Origin of the sequence: Haloquadratum walsbyi J07HQW2 (assembly GCF_000415985.1) — an archaeon.
In the GTDB taxonomy this organism is placed as follows: Archaea; Halobacteriota; Halobacteria; order Halobacteriales; family Haloferacaceae; genus Haloquadratum; species Haloquadratum walsbyi_B.
The window spans coordinates 2,044,051-2,068,352 of record NZ_KE356561.1 but is presented as its reverse complement, the minus strand read 5'-3'; the positions used below and the strand labels follow the sequence as shown (position 1 = coordinate 2,068,352).

The following is a 24,302-nucleotide window of genomic DNA, read 5'->3' as shown; positions in this document are numbered from 1 at the left end:
CCTGTGTCATTTACTAATTATCGAGGATAATAAACGCGATATTATTCATGAACATTACACGCAGACCGGTCATACCGACGATGTTTTGCATATGAGTCTTGTATCAGTCTAATAATGGGTATCGATCCGAACTTCGACCGGAATCGAGAGGTCGTTAATGAGGAAAACGGTGTTGAAGTATGGGGTCCGACCGAACCGCCAGAGCAACTTGGTATTCACGGAACGCACGTTGCAGTTGATTATGATATCTGTATTGCAGATGGAGCGTGTTTAGAGAGCTGTCCAGTTGATGTGTTCACCTGGGTTGAGACACCTGGACACCCACAATCAGACCGAAAAGTTGAGCCATCACATGAAGCACAATGCATTGATTGTATGCTGTGTGTTGATATCTGTCCGGTCGATGCGATTGATGTTGATGGGTCACGAACCTGACTGATCTTTTTGCTCATCAAATAACCGCTTGAGATTCTTTCATCGTAAATTCAAGCCGGATACCCCGAGCTTGACCTCAGGGAGGAAGCCGACAGCCATCTCACAGGATGATATGTATTCCCATCACTTCACAGCGTGAGTATACTGACTGGGAGCCACAAGCGTTCCCAGTTATGGGCTGGCAGTCACCCAGCCCTCAAAATCGGGGTCGGGGTCGATGAAGCGTGACCGCCCAATTATCGGGATAGAGTAATACTGAGCAGTTTGGGTAAGACGTTGTAACTCCACCAACAAGCCTCGGAGTCGGGGCTTGACCCCGAGGCAGTTGACACATAGCGGAAATTCACAGTTACTAATAAACTCGATGTTAGCATCTATTCGGATATTCAGCTGTATTGCCGAATAATGGATCAATTCCGGCACTCCCGCCCGCAAACACCGGTGCCCTAACAGCACCAGATAGCAGATACAATATCATTGAGATACCACCCCAGAGTGGACCCAAAAATACCCCAGCAAAGAATACATCAAGAACCTGCAAAGTGACAGGCACAGGTGAAAGTGGATTTGGAATTGATACATATACGAATGTACCAGTGAGCGCCGCCAATAGCGTTGCTCTGACAATATTACCGATAACTTCCTCTCCGACGAGTTCAACAAACTCAAACTCAAACTCAGACCCAGATTCTAGATCTCGATCCGAACATATGTCATCCTGTTTCATAAACCGGCATCAAATATTTGATTTACAATGCTGGGGACAACATTTTTACCCGAGACAGTTCGACCGGAGCCAATGGATGAGAAGACAGCCGATCTCCGGGATATTTTTCTTGAGACAACCGGTACGGAAACGGTGACCGACAAGCAGGATAACGACCGTGGATCCCTCATTGATAATAATGATGCGACTATCGAGGACCGTCTGCAGACAATCATTAGCCAGCTTCGTAATCAATTCGCAGATGATCTTTCAGTATCTGATGAGATCTTATCGCAAATCGCACGCGGATTCTTCGATCCTGAGTTGAATCCAGAGACTCAGAGTGACACCCAATGGTCACAGGCGGCTGATGCAAAACTCGCTGCATCAATTGCTGATTCAGACATCGATGCTGATACTGTATTTGCAGCACGAATGTCATTACATCTTGTTACTGATGCGGATCGTGAAGCTCCGTTTGATCTTGATCGATTACGTTCACTGCTCGCCGAGGGAAAAAGTACGACAGCGTGCGCAGAAACACTCGAAACCACCCCCACAACGGTTGATCGACTTCAACGCGTTATTGAAGCGGAAGCTGAATCAAGACAAGTAAGCCATCGATTTCGCGCCTCCCTTGCTGACCTTCTCAGTGATAATGCGCTGTCAGAGCGATTGGCGACTGATGCGCGACGCGATGGGCTCGAGCCGGCGATTGATGATCTCGAGACTGACGTTTCATTATGAGTATCGATATATGATATTCACTGAGCGCGTTTTCAGATCCTGTCTATATCCGTCTGGTAGTGGCGAAGATTCTTACTCAATGAGATATTTATTACTAAAGCGATGGCACAGGCCCCACAGGATCCACAGGACCTGACCGATCGATTTATTCAGTTCTACCGGAAGTACTATCGTGACGATATTGGGACTCTTGCACAGCAGTTTCCACACGAGAAACGCTCGTTATATATCGATTATCACGACCTGTATGCGTTTGATGTTGAACTTGCAGAGGACTACCGGCGGGAACCGGATCAGATACGAGAATATGCTGAGGAAGCACTCCGACTCTATGATCTTCCAGCGGATATTAAACTCGGACGCGCACACGTCCGGATGCGAAATCTCCCAAGTACAGTTGATATCCGGAATATCAGGGTTCATGATGATCACATCGGACATTTGATTGCAGTACAGGGTATTGTCCGGAAAGCAACAGATGTCCGTCCAAAGATTACTGAGGCGGCATTTGAATGTCAGCGCTGTGGAACGATGACATATATTTCACAATCTGATAGTGGATTTCAAGAACCTCACGAATGTCAAGGCTGTGAAAGACAGGGACCATTCGATGTCGACTTCGACCAATCAGAGTTTATAGACGCACAGAAAGTTCGCGTCCAAGAAAGCCCAGAAGGGCTTCGTGGCGGAGAAACGCCACAGAGCATTGATATCGATCTTGAGGATGACGCAACCGGTGCAGTCACCGCAGGCGATCATGTAATCACGAGCGGTGTTCTTCATATTGAACAGCAGACAAATGGGAATGAAAAGACCCCAATTTTTGATATCTACATGAGCGGTCGTTCAGTCGAAATTGAGGATGAAGAGTTCGACGATATGGATATCAGTGATGAGGATATCGCTGAGATTATTGAACTCTCAAATAATTCAGATATCTATCAGCAGATGGTCGACTCTGTTGCTCCCTCTATCTATGGATATGAAGAAGAGAAACTATCGATGATTCTTCAGTTATTCTCTGGTGTAACCAAACACCTTCCTGATGGATCCCGTATCCGGGGGGATCTACACATGCTCCTGATTGGCGACCCCGGAACTGGAAAATGCGTCGCTGGAGAGACGAATATCACTCTCACGGATGGGACAACAACTAGAATCCGTGAGCTGGTCGAATCAGCGCTAGATGATCCAAAGCCAGTTGATGACGGTGTCTGGGATACTGCAGATTTTACCGTCACATCAGCGATTCACACTGGAGAAGTCATCGAACGAGATGTGACGCGCGTGTGGAAACGTCAATCTCCAGATACGATGTATCGAGTTGAGACGGCAAGCGGACGATCAGTGACAGTTACACCATCACATCCGTTATTTATTGAACAAAACGGGACGTATGCCGCACGACGCGCTGATTCACTGTCTGTTGGTGAGTTAATCGCCATTGCTGGTGATATCAGTACCGATGGTGGTCTCTGTAAGACCGAATCCAATGAATCAGCACTTCACTCTGAAGCCGCAGCAACGAATACAACCGATCATCTCAGGGCTGACCGGATAACTGCAATCGAGACGTTTACACCGACCACAGAATGGGTGTATGATCTTGAAGTCGCGGACACGCATGCTTATTTCACGAATGGGATGCTCTCACATAACTCCGCGATGCTTCAATATATACGAAACATCGCTCCCCGGTCGGTGTACACATCAGGAAAAGGAAGCAGCTCAGCTGGACTCTGTGTCACTGGAGAGACACGAGTTCATACAATAGATGGATTCGTACCCATCAGACAGCTGGCAACGAAATATCATCCAGATACAGTTACTACAGAAACAGCTGCTGAATATGAACGCGAACTCTACACAGTTGAGCGACCAACGGAATCTGCGGAAGTAACGCAGACTGAGAGTTCACACATATGGCGAATGCCTGAAAAACACTGTCGTCGAATCAGAACTGCATCTGGAAAGCAATTAGAGGCATCTGTCAATACGCCTGTCCTCACTGCCGATGGGACGGAAACCACATGGAAACCAATCAGTGCGGTTGAAGCCACTGATCGTGTCGTTATTCCACAGTACAAAAATATCGAACGATCATCCGTTTCAATCGCAGATCTCTTTGAGTTCACACAGGAACGAATCCAACTAACAGAAAGCTCAGCTACGACTCTTCATAATAAAATTACCTCACAATATCAAAATATAGCTGCAGCAGCAGATGCTCTCAATACTGATGTGCATTCAATTGAGATGCTCATTACAGGACAGCCTATTGCTTATACCGTAATTGATCGTGTTTGTGATGCCGTCAATATTGCATTTGCAGATCTCACTATCCACCATGTCATCGGTCCGAGTGAGACTCCGATCGATATACCAGCGGTAATTACCGAAAATCTACTATATCTTCTCGGCGCGGCGTTTGCTTGTGGTGATATCATCACAGACAACGCTGATGGCAATGAAGAACGATGGATTCAATTCCACACTGCTGAGGAATCGCTTAGTGATCATATTGTGGATGCTGCAGTTGCAACGTTTGGTTCCGAATCGGTACAGAGCGACACTGAGCAGACGAATATCGTTCGAGTGACCAGCACAACTGTTACGCGACTGTTCGAGACACTTGGACTTGAACAAACAGCAAACTCAACTCCTCGTGAGATTCATCCACGACTGACTACTATCACTGGGGCTGATGCGTTTCTTCGCGGACTATTCGACACTGGTGGGGAAATCAATAAAACGAACTCGTCTCAGATTACTTTTGAGACACCGAGTGAGCCACTTATTGAGCAGGTACAATTACTATTTGAGACATACGGTATCGCCTCGCATCGAGGCATGTGCAATCAATCAGGTACTGATATCTCAAGATTACCCGCAGCAGGGTCATCATCACAGAAACATTATGTGACGCTCACCGGATCCGATGCAGAAATATATCGGACAGTTATCGGAACGAAAGTCGAAGCTGAATCATCATGGTATCGACAGATATCTTCGCTATCTGCGGAACCAGATGCAGATACTCAACCACGCCTGACTTCGAGTTTAACTCCGACAGACACCCAAGTGAAAATACGTAATGACACGGCGTCGGCTGTATCCGCAACTGATATGTCTACTGTAGCTGCTCGGACCGAAAGTGACGGTGGAATACCGCAACCGTCTCAAACAGATGAAATTCAGACCGAGACGGTCGTCGAAGCAGTTGATACCGGTAAGAAGGAGGTATTCGATCTCACAGTTCCGGACACACAGAATTTCATCGGAGGCGGTATTGTTACACATAACACTGCAGCTGCTGTTCAGGATGATTTTGGAGATGGTCAACAATGGAGCCTCGAAGCCGGAGCACTAGTCCTCGCAGATAAAGGAATTGCAGCTGTTGATGAGCTTGATAAGATGCGGTGCGTCACCGGTGAGACGTTGGTCAGTCTCGCCGACGGACGTCATGTTCCGATTGCGTCGTTAGCCACGGACGCATCCAAGACAGGACACATCGAGTCAAGACCAGATGGAACTGGACAGACGATTCGCGGTATTGATGACCTTGCTGTGTGGACAATGACAGATAATGAACAGCTCACAAAACGGTCAGTCACAGCGATTCATCAGTATAATTCACCTGACACCCTCTGGCGTATCACACTCACCGATGGCAGTGAGGTGACGACAACCGCAGATCATCCGTTCTTCATTATCGAGGGAGACGACAAATATGAGTGTCCAGCTAAAGACCTCACCGAAAATGACGAACTGTATGTTCCCGCAGACGATCATACTGCTTCGAATTCTGTTATTACATCCGATCCGGAGTCGCGTCATAACGGTATCCCCGCTGGTGGTATGACCCGTACACAGACAGATCAGTACTCATCTTCTAAATCCACTGTCGATATCTCTAGTGATGGTGCAGACGATGTCACAACTGAGACAATTGCCCGTATTGAAACGGTTCAGCCTCCCGCTGAGACAAGTGTATATGACCTCACCGTCTCCGGAACACACAATTTCGTCGCTGATGGCATGATTGTTCACAACTCCGAGGACCGATCAGCAATGCATGAAGCACTTGAACAACAGTCATATCATCCAACCTCGGAAGTATTACTAGCCGATGGACAGCGCGTCAACATTGGCTCCTTTGTTGATTCACGAATTGAGAGACATGATACGGATGTAATTGACGGCGTCGACTGCGAGATTCTCCCAGTTGATGATATAGATGTATATAGCGTTGACACTGATACTGGCTCTGTCAGCACGGTCTCCGTTGATCGAGTAAGCAGACATCAAGCGCCTGCAGAATTTACCAAAGTCACGTTCTCCAATGGTCGGTCAGTGCTTGTGACCCCAGAGCATCCAATGTTTGTCGATGATGGCTCCGAAGTAAAAACCGTTCAGGCAGACACATTATCCGGTGGTGAATTTGTCCCGGCACCACATCAGCTTCCAGGGGTAAACGCAGACGCTTCAGTTGCCCCTGATGACGATTGTGACATCTCAACGGTAGGAACACAGACAGAAACGAGAGCAGAACGCAATGCTGGAGCACAAGTAGATGATAATGAGTTCAGACTCATCGATGGTGCACAGGCACTCGGTATCATCACCGCTGTTGGGAAGACATATATCGATGATCAAGAACGCGGCATTGCTGTCGACATGACTCACGCAGTCGATTCCTCTGTGGATATCATCAGCGATGCTCTCGGATCTGTCATGCCACCGCATGATAACAGCACAGTAATCCAGTCATCAAAACCAGATACTCGATTGACTGCAAAGCAGTGTCGATGGTCTGCAGACTCATTTGTAGAATGGATGACCGAGATTGCGCCATCGATCACGACTGACCGTCGGAATCGTCGCGTTCCAGACGCAGTTCTTGGAGGGTCTGAGGCTGTCGTCCGACGATTTCTTAGAGGTGTTATGATCGCTTCTGGATGCGTCTCAGATGGCACAATCAGACTCAGTTCTCCTTCAGACGAACTCGCATGCGACTACGCAGATGCATTGTTGAAACTCGGCATTACGGCGTCAGTGCAGGATGGTCCAGCAGAAACAGCAGCACAGACTGTCATCAACTGTGATTCTGATTATGACCGAGCTTGCAGCGTATTTGCTCTTTCTGAGCTAAAGCCAATATCATCTGATACGTCCACGCAGGCTGACCAACGTGTGGCATCCGAACAGAGCACGGATAATAATCAGATGTCAAACTCTGAGATACTACCAACGGGTATTGCAGATGAACTTCAGTCGATTAGACAACTATTGAATATCTCAGCAAATGAGCAGTTAGTATCTATCAGTGAAGCAGATCGCGGTATTGAGTTATCCACTGCACGCGCTGAAATCGACATACTCCGGGATCATATTGAATCACTCCGAGTGAATGCCAATCACGGTCACATACCTGTGCGGACAAACGCTGGTGTTGCGTCCTCGACACTACCCTCATCCGAATATGTGCATACAGAAGACGATACTGTATCACAGAAAACAATAGCATCGTCGAAACAATCTCAAACACAACATGTTGGGACAGACGAAGGCGTTGTATCTTCATCGACAAGTCTAAATTCAGCCTCAGTCACAGCCGGTGTTACTACTGAACAACTCATCACAGCAACACAACGACTTAATACAGTGGATTCACGTTGCAATCGGCGATACCACCGCGTAGTAGCCGTGGATACGGTTCCAAACGCCGGTCGTCATGCCTGCGAATGGGTCTATGATATCACGGTTGAGCCGACAAACACATTCATTACTAACGGAGTTGTGTTGCATAATTCAATTTCTGTCTCTAAAGCCGGCATTAATGCAACGCTGAAATCACGATGTTCATTGCTTGGTGCTGCGAATCCAAAGTATGGTCGTTTTGATCAGTACGAACCAATCGGTGAACAGATCGATCTTGAGCCAGCGCTCATTTCACGATTTGACTTAATATTCACTGTGACTGATGACCCCGATCCAGATACGGATGCACAACTCGCAGACCACATTATTAACACCAATTATGCGGGCGAACTGCACACACAGAAGGCAAACATCCCGAATTCGGAATTCACAGACAGTGAAGTTGAGAGTGCAACTGCTGAGGTCACGCCAACAATCGATGCTGAATTGCTTCGAAAATATGTTGCATACGCCAGGCGTAATTGTTATCCGACGATGACCGATGAAGCTCAGGAGATTATCCGTGATTTCTATGTTGATTTCCGCGCCAAAGGTGCTGATGATGATGCACCAGTTCCTGTGACCGCTCGAAAGCTTGAAGCACTCGTCCGACTCTCAGAGGCGTCCGCACGATTACGACTTTCTGATACAGTTGAAAAGGAAGACGCAACACGTGTCACCTCAATTGTTGAATCCTGTCTTCGAGATATCGGGATGGATCCTGAAACGGGTGAATTTGATGCTGATATCGTCGAGACTGGGACATCAAAGAACCAGCGTGATCGGATTAAGAATCTCAAACATCTTATTGAGAACATTGAGGCTGATTATGATGAGGGAGCCCCTGTTGATGAGGTGATTGAGCAAGCAGTAAGTGAACTTGGATTGACCGAATCAAAAGCTGAGGGAGAAATTGAAAATCTTCGTGCGAAGGGTGAGGTGTATGAACCGCGGACCGGTTCGCTCCGGACGACATGATTACAACACTGCAGAATCGTTTCACCATACTACACCCGTAATTGGATGTAACATAGCTCTAGACCCGAGCAGTTGGTCTGGGGGAATTATACTTAGTATTTACACGTAGACACACAGCATCGTCATTTTATCGCTGGTCTCATCAGTATCTTTAATAACAAACCCGTAATCGTAAATCAAATAAAAATCAATATAAATATTGATACTTATAGACCGAATCTCAGCACTGAGAAATATTGAGGGGTCACTGTACGGTTTCAACACAAGGGAACTCAGATCTCACAACGGTTGAACAGCGAGTTATTGGTGTGCTTCGAACGTACGCCGCAGAACTTGAGACAACCTCTGCAGAGTTGTGTGCGTATCAAGCAAGTGGGAGTGAACGAGTTACAGGTCTCATTGTTGTTTCACTAACCAAATCAAAAGCGCGTGAGCGGATTGCTACGCTCTTAGATTTTAACCGATCCGATCTTAGTGATGAAGTCAGTATGACTCCCGTTTGATGCGGTATGTAATCTCTATGCTGACTCCTGTGAGATAATCTCGAACAGAAAGACGCGTGATTTTTATATTACCGCGTGAATTCGAAGCTCAGCCGTGTTGTTGATTGTAACCTATAGCCCTCATGCACGCCAAACACTTCGGAACGCCTGCCGGTCACACACGGAGAGTGTCGTGCGCCGATTTGGGCGAGCTGCGCTTTTCACAGAAACAGAGTACAGTGCATTTCTTGCCTGTCGGCTGCGCGCTCGCCATGGTGCGGATGTCCAAGTCGAACGGACAAGGCCATTTAATGAGTTTCTTGACGTCCCTGAGGAAATTCGAACAGCTGCAACAGCATATGAACGCCGAGAGACACCGAGTACACCATATGATAAATTTGCCGTGGGAACTGAGTATCCAAGCTCTGAGTCGATGCGCACCAGAAAATTATGAGCAGCCATCATGCTACTCATTATACTCACACTGATAATCACAATTCGACATCTGCCGTGCCTCCAGCAGCAACTATTGAGCTTCCTAGTGGACAGCAACTACAGGGACATATAATTGAATTCTCAGATTCGCCTATTCAACCAGACTCCAGTGATCAAATTATCAGTTCTGATTCTAAGAGGAGTCAAAAAGCTATTCGACCTCGATCGAATTCACAACTTGAACTACGGTATTGCTCACATCAATTAAATACAGATATCTCGCTTGTTGAACTTGATCAAGCTGTGCATGCGGGCGCACCGACACCATCGAAGAGTCTATGTATTTATTCACCAGCCCCGACGCCCGTACGTGAATACATCGGTGTAATTACTCATAATCCGAATATTAAACGCCGAGATGCACTCATCGCTATTGGGCAGCTCTGGGGAATTAAAACATCGTATGACGCTTCTTTTCGAAGTGTGCAGTCAGCTATCGATCAACTAGAATCATCATCGGTGCCTGATCTTACAAGCGCACGAGAGCGCGTTGCTACCGCTGGAGTGGATGTTGAGCGCTTACATGAACGTGTTGCTATGCTTCGTGGTCGTATGGCTGTATATCACGAGAGTGATGCGACGGCTGATATCACTGAAACGGAAGTTGCACTCAAAGACACGATCCGAACACTTTCTGAAGCTTCAACAGAGGAAATCGCCGCAGCTCAGCGACTTGCACAATTGATGGATATTGCTCGCAGTGCTCGTGATCAAAAAGAGAAACGTCTGTCACTCATCGATCGCCGTCAGAATCTAACCCGCCGCATCCGGACAGCAATTTTTGATGCGGTAAAGACTAAATTTGACAATATCAGACAGACGCCGTGGATTACTGACGGTATCCATTCGAATGATAATCATACATCTGCACTTGCTGATGCGCTTGCAATCTCCTTACTCACTCCTCTTCGGGCACCGTTAGTCATACATAAGCACGTGGCATCTACATTTGGTGGCGCATCAGCACTTGCAATTCGGCTTAATGCGACAGTAATTGTCGGTACTGCCACTACGTGAACTGTTTCAAACCCACATCCAAACTCCAATTTCATAGCATTTGATCGGTAGCGTCATAAATACAGTGTAACCACATATATTCACTCTCAATGCTCGATTTGAGCAAACCTCATCAAAGAGAATATAGCTATTAGGTGGGTATAACAAGGTTTGATATGTGAATACGCAGCTATTGTCGATATGCAGACTATTGTTTCAACGGATCAGGCCGCTGGCGTGACACCTGTTGCTGTCATAGTGCATAACAACACAGGTATTTGACTGTAGGGTGTACGTTCAAAACAGACTCAATGGACCTGTGGTTCCCTCTCGACAAGCAGGTCTCCCGACAACCGGATGGGATACTACAGGGTATAACGGACATGTTCCGGCTGGCAAACAAATGACGACTGGGCACATGTGTCCAAGTGATGATAATCCGACACCGTCGGCGAATAAAATTGTCTCTGTTGAGGCGTATGCAGAGGAGACGATGGACAGTTACTCACAACCAGATGCGAGTATTACTTCATCAACGAAAACGGTCATTCGAACACTTGGATGTGCTCGCCCACCGATCGATGCAGTTCCAGATTCAACCCCAACCACAACTCCTACTCCTACTCCTACTTCTACTTCTACTTCTCAGAATGATACTGAAAAGATCACAACGACTGACACAGATTCTGATACTACATCTACAATCTCAGAATCTATAGAAAAGCAGACTCTGTTACTACCGTGTGTCGACGTATGGCTCGCTGACATCGAGAGTCGGCTCATTCAATCACTGGACATCGATGCGTCAGTAGCTGATGGTAATCGACAACCGGGATCAAACCAGCCAGATGCTGGACACAGTCCATACGCGTCATCTGAGTCGAGACAGCGTTCAATCGACACAGATTATCAAGCACTCCAGGATATTACCGAACGAATTGACCAAATTACGATAGCTACATCACATACTCTCGATCAACCTATTAGAATACTCCGTCAAATCGCGACACACACTGTCAATACCTCGTCGTTTGCATCTGCTTTTGATGTACAATCTATGGAAGCATCTGTGGCTGATGACCGCAAAATGAGGTATAATTCTACTAACATGGTAATACAACCGGTAACTCAAAAAATGTCGATCTGTTGGTGTTTGCTATGGTTGAGAAAGTTTTTGCCGTGCGGCATGGACAACGACAAGATAGTGTTGACCCTGATTGGGAGACACATGCTGATCGTCTTCATGATCCAGGATTGACTGACCTTGGTCGATGGGCAGCATGGCGAGTTGGTCGGCGGTTTGCTGAAATGAATATCTCAATCGATGCTGTGTACAGCTCACCGTTTCTTCGTGCTGTTGAGACAGCTAGTGAGATTTGTGCAGAAATTTCAGCGTCATTTGCAGTTGAGCCCGGACTTGGTGAGCACAGAAACCCTGAATGGTTTGACGCTGAACCACAGACGATTGCTCTTGACCGTCTCGATATACAATTTGAGAGACTTCATCAAGAACATGTACATGTCCCGAAAATTAAACCGAATTATCCTGAATCCTCTACCGAGGCGATGGACCGGATTGGTGAGACAACGCGTCAGCTTGTTGAATCAACCTCTGGCGCGCTCGTTCTCGTCGGGCACGGGGCGACAATCGGCGGTGTCGTTGATGGATTGATTGGCACAACCGAAGATGTCGATGCACCGTTATGTGGAATATCGAGACTCGATTGCAATCAAAGCGACACGGTAAGCAGCACTGAAACGAAAATAAACGGGAATAATAATTGGCAGCTCAAATACAGCGGTGATACAGCACATCTTGATGTTTGACCCGCTCACATAATATGAGTGATCACTCAGTTGACAATGGCGTTAACTCACGGAGATCATGATATGTTGCCCGGAGCGTTACCGGCGTGACATCTGCAATATTGGCTGCTGTCTGTTGTGTAAGTTCAAATCCAATATCACGAGCAGCAGTATACAGACACGCAGCAGCAACACCGCTTGGATTTCGTCCAGCACCGATTTCTTGAGCTGTTATCATTGAGACATACTCGCGAGCGCACCGTTCTATATCAGAGGGAAGTTCCAATTCAGAGGCAAATCGCGGAAGATACTGTGCTGGATTAATCGGTCCAATCGGAAGTCCAAGCTCACGATTGAGTGCAGTGTATGCGGCACGTTGCTCAGCAGGTGTCGCCTTTGCAATCTCAGTAATCTCTTCAGCAGTCCGAGCAACATCGGCGACTCGACAGGCAGCATATACACACGCAGCAGCGAAGCCCTCAAGCGAACGACCCCGAAGTAAATCCTCAGATTGTGCAGACCGGAATAGCGAACATGCATCATCTCGAATCTGCTCTGGAAGTGAGAACGCACCTGTAAGTCGGCGGATCTCGGTAAATGCATATACTTGATTACGCTCACGTTTCGTTGAGATTCGAGCGCGATTATGCTGACGACGGAGACGAGCAAACTGTCGTTGCTTGCGCCCAGTAAGACGAATTGACCGACCGATTTCAGTAGACAGACCACGGTCGTGTCGCGACCGTGTTAGTGGTGCTCCAGTCCGTTTTGGATTTGTTGTATTATCTGCGAGCGACCGCCATTCAGGTCCATGATCAATGCGATATTCTGATAGTACTAATCCACAGTCTCCACAAATGGTCTCTTCTCCTGTACTTTTGGGATATCCATCGCATTCAGGACACGGCACCGGCGTATCTGTCGCGAGAGATGTCTCAGTATTGGTTTTATCTCTTTTTTCAGTGTTGACAGGTGTACTGTTCATCACATATATAACTCGGCTATGAATTGATATTTAACTCTAGCACAAATGCTACTGATTCGAATTGAGATAGCCATTGTAACTAACCGGTTACCGGTTAGTTCTAATTCTCAGAATCGATACCCCGGACCAATATGTTATGTACTAGAGTGAGAACACCACACTCAATGGGATTGTCGGATATTGCCGCAGGAATTGAGTCAACAACAAAACAGCAGACGCGTCAGGTTACAACAATCGATGATACCGATATTAGTTTGCGAGAGCGTCTTGATGAACACGAATCAGAGCTTCCCTGTACAGCGGCTGCCGCAGCGACAGTTCTTGAAGCATATGATACTGGGACTGGGATAGAGGCTGCCGCGATGGCTGCGGGAGTTGCACCTGTTACTGCCGCAAAGACGCTTTATCGATGTGGTAACCCGGGCATTATGCCACTGACTCCAGGGGGACGACAGGTGCTTTCCGATTGGCTTGCAGGGCAACTCTCTCGGGTTGACGCGCTTGCGCTGACACAAACCGATGAGTCGACGTTCGCACTTGCCGCGTATATCGAAACACATGGGATAATTGAACCAATCGCGGACGTCGTACGCCGTGATGTAACCAATTCGCTTCGTGAGGATACCTCTATTTCAAACTCACAGACATTCACTGAGTTGACACCTAATCGCGCTGATCTGTAATAATCGAATCCAAATACGAATACCAACAGTAATACTCAGACACATGACACGAACACACATTTTCAAATACCACCTCACCGGTGTAGCTATCATCGGATATCCAAAACTGAGCTGTCGACGATACTTCTCACTCCTCCTGGATTATTCAACGACGCTGTCAGTGACCACAAGAAAAGATATACTCAAATGAAATCCAGCAATAATGTCAGCGAGCAGTACTCAAGGACAGTTATAATTACACATTACTTCACCATACGAAACCAACCACAGTTTCATACATCAATATAAAGACAAATCTACTAAACTGTGCGTTCAGCGAGCAGCAAGACAAAGTATTGATCGTCACGCTCAGGCAGTTATTCGACAGCAAAAATCAATATCAGTTGTGTCATCGGATTGTGTCCGATATGATCCGACTCTGGTCTCCGCGACAAAACGAGTGCAGACATAGCAATGACAGCATCTAATCAGCCAACGATTACTACGACTATTGATACAACCGGTGCAACCGGTGGAGCGGGAACAACACGGACAACGGTTGAGGTAGCAACAGCACTCGCACGGACCGGAGCGGATATTACCTTTGATGCTGCAGTCGGGCCACAGGGCTTCCAGGCTAATTGAGGGTCGCCTTGACCCAGATTCTCACAACAGTTCTCACAGATGCAGTCAACAATACACTATATTGTCTGCTGTGCTTTACTCATTTCCATGGAACGATACAGTATCAGGAGATCTCAGTGTCTGTCCGATCGCTGCCCCATTTGAACGGCTTGCCCGTGCACAGTCTGTCGCAACCGCGGAACAGTTTGAGGCACGAATAACAACTGCAGCTACACCGTTCTGATTGACTTTCCACCGATCAGTGCGAATATTGAAGTTGCAGCCGCGCATGCTGCTAGCCATCAAATTGTCATAACGCCAGCAACAACTAGAGAAGTGACGGCACTTCAGCGAATGTATGACCGTCTTGCTGATGTGCAATTTGAGACCTCAATCAGTGTCTCAACGTTTGGACAAAGCGATAAGGCTGAGACTACCACTCCGACCCTCACCGGCACTGACACAATGGTGAATTCAACACCACACGATTCAGACACATGGGTATGCAAGTTTAATTACCCATCTTGCTGTTGTGATCGCAGGACAACCACGAGCAGATTACAGATAATACGGCTGGTTTATTAATCGATTTAAGTAGCGCTTCCTGGGATAGTCGCAATCACGACTGCAACTACAATCACACACCCAAATCGATAGACGAGACTAAGAATGTCGTCATACACACCATTTCATATAAGATATCTTATCAGCGCAAAATATTGAATTGGCTATCTACGGATTACGAAGCGAGTGCTTCGGGGCTTGATCCCAAGGCAGTTCAGATGTTGTCTGCTGATTCGATATTCGCTGCAATATCATCAAGTTCGGAATCACTCAACTCTGGACGTGTGCCAGCAACAGCATGAATTGGACCACCTCCATCGTCATCAAATCGGGGGATAATGTGGATATGCACGTGTGGGACCTCTTGGCCTGCCGCAGATCCATTATTAATACCAACAGTTGTTGCATCAGCGCTCACTGCGGTCTCAATAGTCGGTGTTAACGATTGCGCACTCGCCCACAACTCCGCCGCAACATCATCAGGAAGATCTCCAATCTTGGTATACGCCTCTTTTGGAATAATAAGTGTATGCCCCGGCGCGAGTGGATTTGCATCAAGAAACGCAAGAATCGTCTCGGTTTCATGAACGATTCGAGCTGGAATTTCACCAGCAGCAATCTGTTCGAAGATCGTTGAATCTTCACTCATATATTATCAGTTTATACGACGACAGCAAGTAGGTTCGGGTTACCACGTTGTGTTTGCTCTGACAGCAGTCTCTCCAAAGATAACGTCGAATGATTCTTGATATGAGATTGAAACTCACCGCATCTCAACATCAACTGCATTGATGGCTGTTGCGACAGTTGGAGCGACTGAGACGACACTCACCTCTTGTTCAATCGTATCGGTTCCAATAACCTGTTCAATACCAGCACGTTCAAGCTTTGTTCGAGCACCCCGAGCCAGTAGGGGATGAATACACCCGATATAAACACGTGCTGCGCCACCATCATTGAGATGACTAACGGCTGTACTCATCGTCACCCCAGTAGCAATAATATCATCAACAACGACGACATCCCGGTTAGATACATCTGTATCACTTGTGATCATCTCAACATCGGTCCCAGAATGACGTGTTTTCTCAAAGTAATCAGTACTACCAGTTCCATATGTATCTCGGACAGCAGTGGCGAGTTCAACGGCACTCGAGTCTGGAGCAATAAATAGTGGCTCAGATAGCCCAGATGGCAGTGACTCCGCGAGATGTGGTGCTGCATCACAAATCGTCACATGTCCATCAAAGAAATCAGCAACCGACTGTTCGTGCGGATTAATCAGGACAACACGGTCAGTCGTTGGTGAAATTGCCCGAGCCATTGCGCGTGCAGAGACAGGATGCCCAGATTTGAACGCTCGATCCTGTCGTGTGTATCCCATATACGGAATAACTGTTATGACTTCTGTAGCACCTGCCTCTGTCACAGCATCCTGTAGCTGCAACAACTCAACCCACGTATCGTTCGTGTCGGTTGTCGCGACAATAATCGCTCTATCACCACCGAATTCAGGTACGGCAGCAAGCGTTTCGCCGTCGGGAAACCGATCATACGTAACTTCGGCGAGAGGTTCATTGAGTTCTGTCGCAAGAGTTGAGGCGAGTGCTTGCGAGGAGCTCCCAGGAACAATCATAATTAGTGTCTTCAGTCCGTAGTAAAACCCCTTTTCAAATGTCGGTTTCGGGTAACTCACGAGGACATGTGGGAAACAGCAACGGCAACAACACCTGTCACACCAAGACTCCGATGATGCCACTCAGCCTCGTCTTCATCAGCATTTTTATTTCCATTATCAGGGTTGTCATCCACACATGCCACAAGCGTCCCATCAGTCGTAACAGCATACGTTGCTGTTGGACTATGTGTTACAGCCACAATCGGCTCTGTGATTGGAAGGGTAACTGACTCCCAGCAAGCACCCATATCAGGCACAAGTCCACCTGTATCGCCTACGTGACATGCAAATAGACTACCGCCACAAACAGCATGTGCTCGCACGGTCTCAGCAGAAGACCGTCTAATATCAACGGATTCAGATACCTGTCCGATTGAGGGAATACTCATCCATCCATTCGCAAGCACATAGAGTCCATCTGCAGTCGCCGCAATTGGCTCAGCCTCAGCGTCAACATCATGAGTGCTGTCCAATCCAACGTATGAAATGGTAACACCTGCTGGTGCATCAGGTGATACCTCAAAAACCCCGTCAGTGGTCGCAACGAGTGGCATGTCAATCGCATTAATACTGCTAGATACGTCGACAGAGTTCCATGCAGCGAGTGTTCGCTCGGCACTCTCAAACACATCATCCAGCGGTGTCGTGAGTCGGTGGATTCCTCCAGACATATCCCCTGCGATGAGCGCGATTATCTCTGAGTCATTTATTTCAAATTCAACAGCAGTGGCAGTATCGATGCCGACACCGATGTTATGAAACTGTAGTTCATCTGTAGTGGGTTCATCCTCACCATCCTCAACAGATGTCCGTCGATGGTCAGCGAGCAAAACGCCGTCATCGGCAGCCACAGAAATATACGGACCCGCGGTTGCAATATCATGCACTGATCCGCGATACACGAGACTGAACTCACCAACGACTGCGTCGGACACGGTGACACGAAGAACTCCTAATTCACTGCCAAGATAGACAGTTTCCGTGCCTGCGGCGTCTGTATATACCCGCTTTTCATCGATTGTTGGCATGTGGCTACCTTCTCACATCGCCAATAAAAGCAGTTGGGAGCAATGTGAACCAGGAAGCCGTGTTCATCGCTTTAGGCCCTCTCAGTTCACACAGACTAATAGATCGTAGCCGCATTTGGGCGGTCTACATGCTTCGATAGAGTTCTTTCCAGCTCGGATTAGGGGAGCAACCCACCACTAGAGTCTGATTCTTTGGCGAGCTCATCAAGAACGAATGATACTTTCTGCTCAAAGGTGAGATGTTCAACCGGAACATCAGCACGATCATTGACTACCGACTCTAAGCGTTCCTTTAGGTCTTCACTTACACTCGGGCGTGGCATATCTCCATATTATTGCTGATAGTAATAAATGGGCACATGACCGTCCATATAGCTCTTACCATCGGGACTGATAACCAGTCACAATCAATCCCAAATATATAATCCAGACGGAGGAAATATCTGAAGGAGTATATCACACCCGACAGTGATATGATCCCCAGCGCTTACTCATCCATTCTGCACAATATTATATTAGGACAGTGAGACACTTACTCAACACACCAAACAGCAAGCGAGATTAGAGAGCGGACCATGGTCGATGCTGACACAATGGTCACAAACCACCGTACGACAAACGCTCTGGCGACCAATTAAGAATCGTATGGTATACCTGAAAGTGTTAGTCGAATCAACATTGATCGATTAGGGTTATCCGTGAGGATAATATCATGACTGACCACATTGAGTGAGCGTCAGGATTCCTGGCATTCTGCGACTGTGCAGGACTGCCCATGTATCATCACATACGGGTAGAGGGAACCTTGCCCATTCCGCGCGTGCGCGTGCGCGTGCCGCCCGACCACCCAAGATAGTTTTGTACACAGTCTATTTCATTCTATTCGTTGAGAAAGATGAGATATGGAGTCGTTAACTCGGTGTCTATTTGGGTATACATTAGTCGGTACTCAGTGGGTTGATTGCAACGCTGATATCATATGATCCAGGATCAGCGGTATCGCTGAGTTTAGCGAAAATGGCGACGCTGTTGATCTGCGAGCCTTCGTCGGTGTCGGCACGATTAATCGTCGTTATGAACGTTTCTTCGCCGGTTTGAACAGCACCACTGGACGCTCCATTACCATTGAGATTAGAGTTTCCAGAGCTACTATCATTTGAGCTGTTACCCTTCTTTCGCACATCAATATCGATGGGATCAGGCGAATCTACAGCAACCTGGACATCTAGGTCATCTGCTGCGCTGTTTTCAACCTCAGCATCGAACAGTACGCTGTCACCGTTGTTCAATTCGACGGCTGCCTGGAACTCAGTATTATCATCGCTTGTTCGAGTGAAGGATACGTCTTGATCGCTACTTCTGATAGTTACATCAGCCACAGTCAATGCCTGCTCAGCTTGGACGTCCGCTTGTCCTTCAACACTTCCTTCAGGTTCTGACTCAGAGGCTGTGACTCCTACACCTGCAGCGGCGAGTCCCGCTGTGGCGAGTATAATTGACCGTCTCGTAAAACTACTCATCTACTCTTTTTAGGGGATACAGGCACATGTATGTCGCTCCGGCGTGCGCGAGTGCGCACGGGCGCATGACCGCACAACCGGTCGTCCCCGATGGGTTCGTCCTGTCTACAGCCTGACTCATTGTATGATTTGCTGAATAACATTCACTGAATTGTGTGGTCAGCAATCATTGGACAGTCGGTCATTCTATTTATCGCGATTACAGTGGGCATTCTGCTGGAGAAGACCCTAGTTTGATGTTAAGATTGAGGAAAATCTGTGTCGGTGAGGTCAGCACCAGAAATGTCAGTACTGATGAGGTCAATACCTGTAAGATCGGTATCTGTGAGGTCGACGTAGCGGAGGTTGACACCAGAAAGATCAATGTCTGGAAGGTCAGCCCCCGCGGGGTCGGTATCCATGAGGTTAGCACTGGAAAGGTCGGCGCTTGGGTGAATATCAGCAGACGAAATGTGTTTTAGATATGAAGAATCCCTCATTCGTCGAGCACTACACTGCGCAATAGTATATCTAACATACTGGACGCATATGACTTAATATTGTATCATCTTCTAGGGATATTGGACCTATTATGCAGAGTCTGAAATTGGCTATATCCGTTGTACACATTTAGTTAGATAGATACTATATTTATAACTCGACATATGATCTTTCAAATTAAATTGACAGCGTGATCTATACTTAATCATGTTGACACACTCTGAACTGCTGGGTATCGCTATCTCAACAATTATCCCCAGCAACGCGACGATGTAATCCTCACGCTCCTGCAGGATATTGGTGTTTGTGCCAACGATCGCATCGCTCATCATGCGGTATTCGAGAAGTATTGCTGATGAGTCTGGTGATACGCCGTTTAGCTGAATATTGGTGCTAATCCCCATCCCCATCCCCCGCCCCCCCGTCCTCACGGAACGAGCGAAGCGAGTGAGTACGGCGGGGGCGGCGGCGGGGATATAGCACTGTCATCAGTTATGCAGAGAGTTCAATCGATACAGGTACTATCCTGATCCTGCTTGTCGGACTGAATAGTCCGATACTTCCCACGCTTCTGACGATATTCAAGCGCAACACAAAGCGCGCACTGTTGATTGTAGGCGAGTATCCACAGCACAGGTATGAGTGGTTCACTCCGAACCGCCCGTGAAGCGAAATCGCCTGCGGAGTCTGGAACCCCTGTGCCCACGGTAGGTATCAATTCTGACACAGAAACAGGAAGCCCTATGCTTGACAAGCGAGGGGCGAGCAGCCCCGAGCGCGGTAGGGCACGGTAGGTCACTAATGCCGGACAATCATCGACTGTGACCGCACAGACTACGCCGACGAACCCACCACCCAAGCTGTTGTTATCGGGAATTTCAGATCGTTGAATAAGCATCACAAGCCATTATTTCGGTATCAATGACTCAGAATTAAGATATTAGATACTCCTTCCGACCCATAGATAAATTATCAATATTGACACAAAATGTGTAATCTACTTCGACTGTGATAAAATGACTATCTCAGTCTAGCAGTACAGACACGAATCCAACTCAGTCACTTAATTTGGTGTGATTACCGCACGTCCTTCGATTTCACCATGTTCAAGTTGTTCGGCAGCAACGTTGACAGAGCCGAGGTCGTATCGGCTTGTTCGCAACTCGACATCACCACGCTCAACCAATCGGACAAGTTCCTGTAGTTCAGTGTACTGTCCCACAATCGTTCCACGATATGCGAACTCTGCATCGACAAGTGCCTGTGACGGTTCATGAATATGACCACCGTACCCGATGATATGGTGATCGCCACCGGGGGCGATTATATCCGGTGCATAGCCTGTTGTAACATCAGCACCAACAAAATCAAGTACCTGTTCAGCACCATGCTCATCGGTGAGATCATCAATTGCTATTGAAACATCTTCGCTCGTTGGATCAACTGTGTGACGTGCGCCAAGATCAGCCGCAAGTTCACGAGCTGCCTCCTTCACATCAAGGGCAATAATATCTGCTGCACTCATCGCGTTAAGACATTGTAGTCCAATATGTCCCAATCCGCCAACACCGATGACAATAGCTGGATCGCCTGGATTCAGTTTATCAACAGCCTTCTTAACCGCGTGGTATGCAGTAATTCCAGCATCAGCGTGTGGGGCAATATCAACAGGGTCAACACCGTCAGGAAGTGGTATTGCTGATCTTTCACTCGTGCGGAGATACTCTGCAAATCCTCCATCGGTCGTGAGACCAGGGAATGAAAGATTCTCACAGTACATATCCTCACCAAGACGACACTGTCGACAGGTCCCACACGTCATTACAGGATGACAAATTATGTTATCGCCAACATCGATTGTTTGTACCTCATCACCAACCGCAATTACCTCGCCGGTATTCTCATGCCCAAGTGTCATTGGGAGGTCTTGATCAACGTAATCGGTCCACATTCCCTCAATAATATGATTATCCGTCTGACACCACCCAGCGCCAGCGACCTCCACAATGATATCATCGGATCGTTCGACAGTTGGTCGGTCAACATTGTCGATACTCAGCGCACTATCCATATCTTCTGTATAACTGTGGAGTCTTGCTGCGTCCATAGTATTCAGAATTCGCGCTAGTCTGTAATAAATGTTCACGATAAAAAGTCATGAACATCCGAATACCACATATCATGATAATCAATGGCGCCGATACGCTCAGCAACCGCCGTTGCGAGGACGTGCCAACAACACTGTGTAGGGTCTGTCGGATCAAGATTATATAAACTATCTTTACACGTACATCCTCCAGCCTCGACGATGTACTCATCATGATGTCCGACAACAACAGTAAAATCACGATATCGCTTCACACGTTTTTCTGAGACTGCTTCAATAGCGCGAGTACCTCTATCTCCGTGGTATGTAATAATTGAATCAACGATCGCTGGTGTTAGTTTATTTGTCTCAGCTAGTTCTTTTCGCCACCTAGCTTCGGCCTTATCATCAACATTGTTCGAGACAACATGATGTGTATTAGCATCTGGATCATCAAACATCTCGTTTGTTTCGCTGTTTGTCATCATTGATGCCTCCTCGGCTGCGTCGGCTGACTCAAAATCAGTGGCTGCTATATCGTGAGTTGTGGTTTCCGCGTCCGCGTCCGCGTCTGCGTCCGTATCCGCATCTGTCTCCGAGTTTTGATTACTCTGATCACTGTTGCCCCTGATTGCAACTCGATCCACGTCTCTATTGATGTCTCTATCGCGTTGCGTGGCTGAGATAATGTCATTATCAGTAGACACTGAATCGAAATCGCATTCGCCGTCGACCACGAATATATCACACCCTGCACAGACAAAGTCCCACCGATACATGAGTATAGTCTGGTTTATATGTCTCCTTGGAGATATACACACTTTATTTGCATACTGTTTGATCAGTATCGAACATCGACCACAACATGACAATACCATGACCCGCTTTGTGAGAAACACACACGACAGGAACAATCATACCGACTGAGCGAATATTAAACCGAATGAATGGGAGCATGAGCATCGTAGACCGCTTTTCCTGTCTAGAAAGCTTAGCTAAAGAACGGAGACGTTGATGAGTTAACTGAAGAGTTGAAGTAAATTCTGTGTGGAATCTCAGTATTTCTCTGCGCAGATGAAAGTCAACTTATCAGCATATCATATCGCTTTATTTTTCGATGCTTGGTGATGATGTCATATAATGAATGTTGATGAGGGCGCTGTCGAGTTCACCGTGCCGGCGGCTCGTGATGGGGCTGATGCGGGGGTCGGTGACGACGTCTTCTATAATCCGACACAGGAACTCAATCGCGATATTACAATCGCGACACTTCGCGCGTATCAAGAACGTGAGCCACGCACTGAGACGTATCTTGATGCGATGACTGCAAGTGGCGTTCGTGGACTTCGAGCCGCAGCATCTGGATATGAGGTCACCTGTACCGACACTGACCCTGATGCAGTTGCTCTTGCACAATCGAATCTCAAGGAAAACGAGCTTGATGGACAGACATTAAATATGGATGCAAACGCCGTCCTGTATCAATCTGGCCCGGAATCACCCTATGGACCCGAATCAATCTTCGATATTGTTGATCTTGATCCGTTCGGAACACCAATACCATTCGCCGATGCAGCACTCTCGAATGCCCGAAATCTCGTCTGCGTTACAGCAACAGACACTGCGCCGCTATGTGGTGCTCATCAGCAATCTGGTATTCGAACATATTCGACACTCCCACAGAATACTGAATATCATCCTGAAATGGGACTTCGAGTACTACTATCGGCACTTATTCGCACCGCGGCACGCTATGATACGGCAGCAACCCCCATTCTCTCACATGTCACTCGTCATTATGCCCGGACATATCTTGAGCTTGATACCCGAGCGACCCATGCGGATGAATTAGTCTCAAATCTTGGGTACGTCCATCACTGCGAAGACTGTCTAACGCGACGCCACGAGTTCAGCCATACCGCACACCCACCATCGATCTGTAATCATTGCGAAGGTGATCGAATTCTAACTGCTGGTCCGTTGTATCTTGGATCGGTTCGTGAACAAGCATTCACACGTCATGTTCGGAATCATATTACCGCAGAAATGGGAGAGGCACAAAAAGCGGACTCAATGCTTGAAACAATCGAAAATGAAATTGAGACGCCAACACATTATGACCAACATCGACTCTGTAAGCAATGGACCCGGTCAGCAATTGCTATGGATGAATTTATTGAGCAACTCCGAACAGCAGGCTTTGATGCAACACGAACACATTACAGTGGGACTTCATTCAAAACAGATGCAAGCATTGAGCAAATAAAATCGGTGACCACTGATTCAAATGAAAGCTAATCAATCGCCAATAATTCAGAGCTGTCGTATAT

General features: G+C 47.3%; 21 protein-coding genes and 1 pseudogene. 11 read left to right on the top strand and 11 right to left on the bottom strand.

Going from position 1 to position 24,302, the window contains the following annotated elements:
- Nucleotides 1-114: 114 nt before the first annotated feature.
- A complete protein-coding gene (locus tag J07HQW2_RS09730) occupies nt 115-435 on the top strand; it encodes a 4Fe-4S dicluster domain-containing protein (RefSeq protein WP_021055313.1) in 321 nt (106 codons plus the stop codon).
- A gap of 382 nt (nt 436-817) precedes the next feature.
- Here J07HQW2_RS09730 and J07HQW2_RS09725 read toward each other — a convergent pair.
- A pseudogene (locus J07HQW2_RS09725) lies at nt 818-1,162 on the bottom strand (biotin transporter BioY); the annotation flags it as partial.
- 72 nt (nt 1,163-1,234) lie between these two features.
- Between J07HQW2_RS09725 and J07HQW2_RS09720 the strand changes: the two are divergent.
- The 6 genes from J07HQW2_RS09720 to J07HQW2_RS09690 all read left to right on the top strand — a co-directional run bounded on the left by J07HQW2_RS09720 (nt 1,235) and on the right by J07HQW2_RS09690 (nt 12,366).
- Nucleotides 1,235-1,888, top strand: a complete 654-nt coding sequence (locus J07HQW2_RS09720) for a hypothetical protein (protein WP_048075609.1) — start codon at nt 1,235-1,237, stop codon at nt 1,886-1,888.
- Between the two features lie 102 nt (nt 1,889-1,990).
- Entirely contained in the window at nt 1,991-8,566 is a 6,576-nt protein-coding gene (locus tag J07HQW2_RS09715) for an LAGLIDADG family homing endonuclease (RefSeq protein ID WP_021055310.1), read from the top strand.
- 236 nt (nt 8,567-8,802) lie between these two features.
- Nucleotides 8,803-9,069, top strand: a complete 267-nt coding sequence (locus J07HQW2_RS09710) for a DUF7854 family protein (RefSeq protein WP_021055309.1) — start codon at nt 8,803-8,805, stop codon at nt 9,067-9,069.
- Nucleotides 9,070-9,163: 94 nt separating this feature from the next.
- The gene (locus J07HQW2_RS09705) at nt 9,164-9,502 is read left to right on the top strand and encodes a DUF7855 family protein (protein WP_021055308.1); all 339 of its coding nucleotides are present in this window, start codon (nt 9,164-9,166) and stop codon (nt 9,500-9,502) included.
- A complete protein-coding gene (locus J07HQW2_RS09700; protein ID WP_021055307.1) occupies nt 9,499-10,560 on the top strand; it encodes a DUF7856 family protein in 1,062 nt (353 codons plus the stop codon). Before J07HQW2_RS09705 ends, J07HQW2_RS09700 begins: the two co-directional genes overlap by 4 nt.
- Nucleotides 10,561-11,697: 1,137 nt before the next feature.
- Nucleotides 11,698-12,366 (top strand): histidine phosphatase family protein, encoded by a 669-nt coding sequence (locus tag J07HQW2_RS09690; protein WP_021055306.1) that lies wholly within the window; start codon nt 11,698-11,700, stop codon nt 12,364-12,366.
- A gap of 22 nt (nt 12,367-12,388) precedes the next feature.
- On the opposite strand, the gene J07HQW2_RS09685 is transcribed toward J07HQW2_RS09690, so the two are convergent.
- Nucleotides 12,389-13,330, bottom strand: a complete 942-nt coding sequence (locus J07HQW2_RS09685; RefSeq protein ID WP_021055305.1) for a transcription initiation factor IIB — start codon at nt 13,328-13,330, stop codon at nt 12,389-12,391.
- A gap of 164 nt (nt 13,331-13,494) precedes the next feature.
- On the opposite strand from J07HQW2_RS09685, the gene J07HQW2_RS09680 reads away from it, so the two are divergent.
- The 3 genes from J07HQW2_RS09680 to J07HQW2_RS18400 all read left to right on the top strand — a co-directional run bounded on the left by J07HQW2_RS09680 (nt 13,495) and on the right by J07HQW2_RS18400 (nt 14,860).
- Nucleotides 13,495-14,013 (top strand): DUF7858 family protein, encoded by a 519-nt coding sequence (locus J07HQW2_RS09680; RefSeq protein ID WP_021055304.1) that lies wholly within the window; start codon nt 13,495-13,497, stop codon nt 14,011-14,013.
- Between the two features lie 453 nt (nt 14,014-14,466).
- The gene (locus tag J07HQW2_RS18405) at nt 14,467-14,637 is read left to right on the top strand and encodes a hypothetical protein (protein WP_021055303.1); all 171 of its coding nucleotides are present in this window, start codon (nt 14,467-14,469) and stop codon (nt 14,635-14,637) included.
- A 61-nt stretch (nt 14,638-14,698) separates the two neighbouring features.
- Nucleotides 14,699-14,860, top strand: coding sequence for a hypothetical protein (locus tag J07HQW2_RS18400; RefSeq protein WP_303704061.1), 162 nt, complete (start codon nt 14,699-14,701; stop codon nt 14,858-14,860).
- A gap of 534 nt (nt 14,861-15,394) precedes the next feature.
- Here J07HQW2_RS18400 and J07HQW2_RS09670 read toward each other — a convergent pair.
- The 9 genes from J07HQW2_RS09670 to J07HQW2_RS09630 all read right to left on the bottom strand — a co-directional run bounded on the left by J07HQW2_RS09670 (nt 15,395) and on the right by J07HQW2_RS09630 (nt 22,433).
- The gene (locus J07HQW2_RS09670; RefSeq protein ID WP_021055301.1) at nt 15,395-15,829 is read right to left on the bottom strand and encodes an HIT family protein; all 435 of its coding nucleotides are present in this window, start codon (nt 15,827-15,829) and stop codon (nt 15,395-15,397) included.
- A gap of 114 nt (nt 15,830-15,943) precedes the next feature.
- Nucleotides 15,944-16,816 (bottom strand): ribose-phosphate diphosphokinase, encoded by an 873-nt coding sequence (locus tag J07HQW2_RS09665; protein ID WP_021055300.1) that lies wholly within the window; start codon nt 16,814-16,816, stop codon nt 15,944-15,946.
- Between the two features lie 56 nt (nt 16,817-16,872).
- Entirely contained in the window at nt 16,873-17,886 is a 1,014-nt protein-coding gene (locus J07HQW2_RS09660; protein WP_021055299.1) for an HVO_0234 family beta-propeller protein, read from the bottom strand.
- Nucleotides 17,887-18,044: 158 nt separating this feature from the next.
- Nucleotides 18,045-18,209 (bottom strand): hypothetical protein, encoded by a 165-nt coding sequence (locus J07HQW2_RS18395; protein WP_021055298.1) that lies wholly within the window; start codon nt 18,207-18,209, stop codon nt 18,045-18,047.
- 615 nt (nt 18,210-18,824) lie between these two features.
- Complete coding sequence (locus J07HQW2_RS09655; RefSeq protein WP_021055297.1) at nt 18,825-19,406, bottom strand: hypothetical protein; 582 nt, start codon at nt 19,404-19,406, stop codon at nt 18,825-18,827.
- A 239-nt stretch (nt 19,407-19,645) separates the two neighbouring features.
- Complete coding sequence (locus tag J07HQW2_RS09650) at nt 19,646-19,885, bottom strand: pentapeptide repeat-containing protein (RefSeq protein WP_021055296.1); 240 nt, start codon at nt 19,883-19,885, stop codon at nt 19,646-19,648.
- 506 nt (nt 19,886-20,391) lie between these two features.
- Nucleotides 20,392-20,784, bottom strand: a complete 393-nt coding sequence (locus J07HQW2_RS09640; RefSeq protein ID WP_021055295.1) for a hypothetical protein — start codon at nt 20,782-20,784, stop codon at nt 20,392-20,394.
- 165 nt (nt 20,785-20,949) lie between these two features.
- Nucleotides 20,950-21,993, bottom strand: coding sequence for an NAD(P)-dependent alcohol dehydrogenase (locus J07HQW2_RS09635; RefSeq protein ID WP_021055294.1), 1,044 nt, complete (start codon nt 21,991-21,993; stop codon nt 20,950-20,952).
- 35 nt (nt 21,994-22,028) lie between these two features.
- Nucleotides 22,029-22,433 carry a zinc finger SWIM domain-containing protein gene (locus J07HQW2_RS09630; RefSeq protein WP_048075605.1) on the bottom strand — a complete coding sequence of 135 codons (405 nt, stop codon included), beginning with the start codon at nt 22,431-22,433 and terminating at the stop codon, nt 22,029-22,031.
- A gap of 679 nt (nt 22,434-23,112) precedes the next feature.
- Between J07HQW2_RS09630 and J07HQW2_RS09625 the strand changes: the two genes are divergently transcribed.
- Nucleotides 23,113-24,270, top strand: a complete 1,158-nt coding sequence (locus tag J07HQW2_RS09625; RefSeq protein ID WP_021055292.1) for a tRNA (guanine(26)-N(2))-dimethyltransferase — start codon at nt 23,113-23,115, stop codon at nt 24,268-24,270.
- Nucleotides 24,271-24,302: the final 32 nt, after the last annotated feature.

What these genes read in the sequence shown, in the direction of transcription:
- J07HQW2_RS09730 (WP_021055313.1), top strand. Translation starts at nt 115, where the DNA reads ATGGGTATCGATCCGAACTTCGACCGGAATCGAGAGGTCGTTAATGAG.
- J07HQW2_RS09720 (WP_048075609.1), top strand. Translation starts at nt 1,235, where the DNA reads ATGGATGAGAAGACAGCCGATCTCCGGGATATTTTTCTTGAGACAACC.
- J07HQW2_RS09715 (WP_021055310.1), top strand. Translation starts at nt 1,991, where the DNA reads ATGGCACAGGCCCCACAGGATCCACAGGACCTGACCGATCGATTTATT.
- J07HQW2_RS09700 (WP_021055307.1), top strand. Translation starts at nt 9,499, where the DNA reads ATGAGCAGCCATCATGCTACTCATTATACTCACACTGATAATCACAAT.
- J07HQW2_RS09690 (WP_021055306.1), top strand. Translation starts at nt 11,698, where the DNA reads ATGGTTGAGAAAGTTTTTGCCGTGCGGCATGGACAACGACAAGATAGT.
- J07HQW2_RS09685 (WP_021055305.1), bottom strand. Translation starts at nt 13,330, where the DNA reads ATGAACAGTACACCTGTCAACACTGAAAAAAGAGATAAAACCAATACT.
- J07HQW2_RS09680 (WP_021055304.1), top strand. Translation starts at nt 13,495, where the DNA reads ATGGGATTGTCGGATATTGCCGCAGGAATTGAGTCAACAACAAAACAG.
- J07HQW2_RS18405 (WP_021055303.1), top strand. Translation starts at nt 14,467, where the DNA reads ATGACAGCATCTAATCAGCCAACGATTACTACGACTATTGATACAACC.
- J07HQW2_RS09670 (WP_021055301.1), bottom strand. Translation starts at nt 15,829, where the DNA reads ATGAGTGAAGATTCAACGATCTTCGAACAGATTGCTGCTGGTGAAATT.
- J07HQW2_RS09665 (WP_021055300.1), bottom strand. Translation starts at nt 16,816, where the DNA reads ATGATTGTTCCTGGGAGCTCCTCGCAAGCACTCGCCTCAACTCTTGCG.
- J07HQW2_RS09660 (WP_021055299.1), bottom strand. Translation starts at nt 17,886, where the DNA reads ATGCCAACAATCGATGAAAAGCGGGTATATACAGACGCCGCAGGCACG.
- J07HQW2_RS18395 (WP_021055298.1), bottom strand. Translation starts at nt 18,209, where the DNA reads ATGCCACGCCCGAGTGTAAGTGAAGACCTAAAGGAACGCTTAGAGTCG.
- J07HQW2_RS09655 (WP_021055297.1), bottom strand. Translation starts at nt 19,406, where the DNA reads ATGAGTAGTTTTACGAGACGGTCAATTATACTCGCCACAGCGGGACTC.
- J07HQW2_RS09650 (WP_021055296.1), bottom strand. Translation starts at nt 19,885, where the DNA reads ATGAGGGATTCTTCATATCTAAAACACATTTCGTCTGCTGATATTCAC.
- J07HQW2_RS09640 (WP_021055295.1), bottom strand. Translation starts at nt 20,784, where the DNA reads ATGCTTATTCAACGATCTGAAATTCCCGATAACAACAGCTTGGGTGGT.
- J07HQW2_RS09635 (WP_021055294.1), bottom strand. Translation starts at nt 21,993, where the DNA reads ATGGACGCAGCAAGACTCCACAGTTATACAGAAGATATGGATAGTGCG.
- J07HQW2_RS09630 (WP_048075605.1), bottom strand. Translation starts at nt 22,433, where the DNA reads ATGTTTGATGATCCAGATGCTAATACACATCATGTTGTCTCGAACAAT.
- J07HQW2_RS09625 (WP_021055292.1), top strand. Translation starts at nt 23,113, where the DNA reads ATGAATGTTGATGAGGGCGCTGTCGAGTTCACCGTGCCGGCGGCTCGT.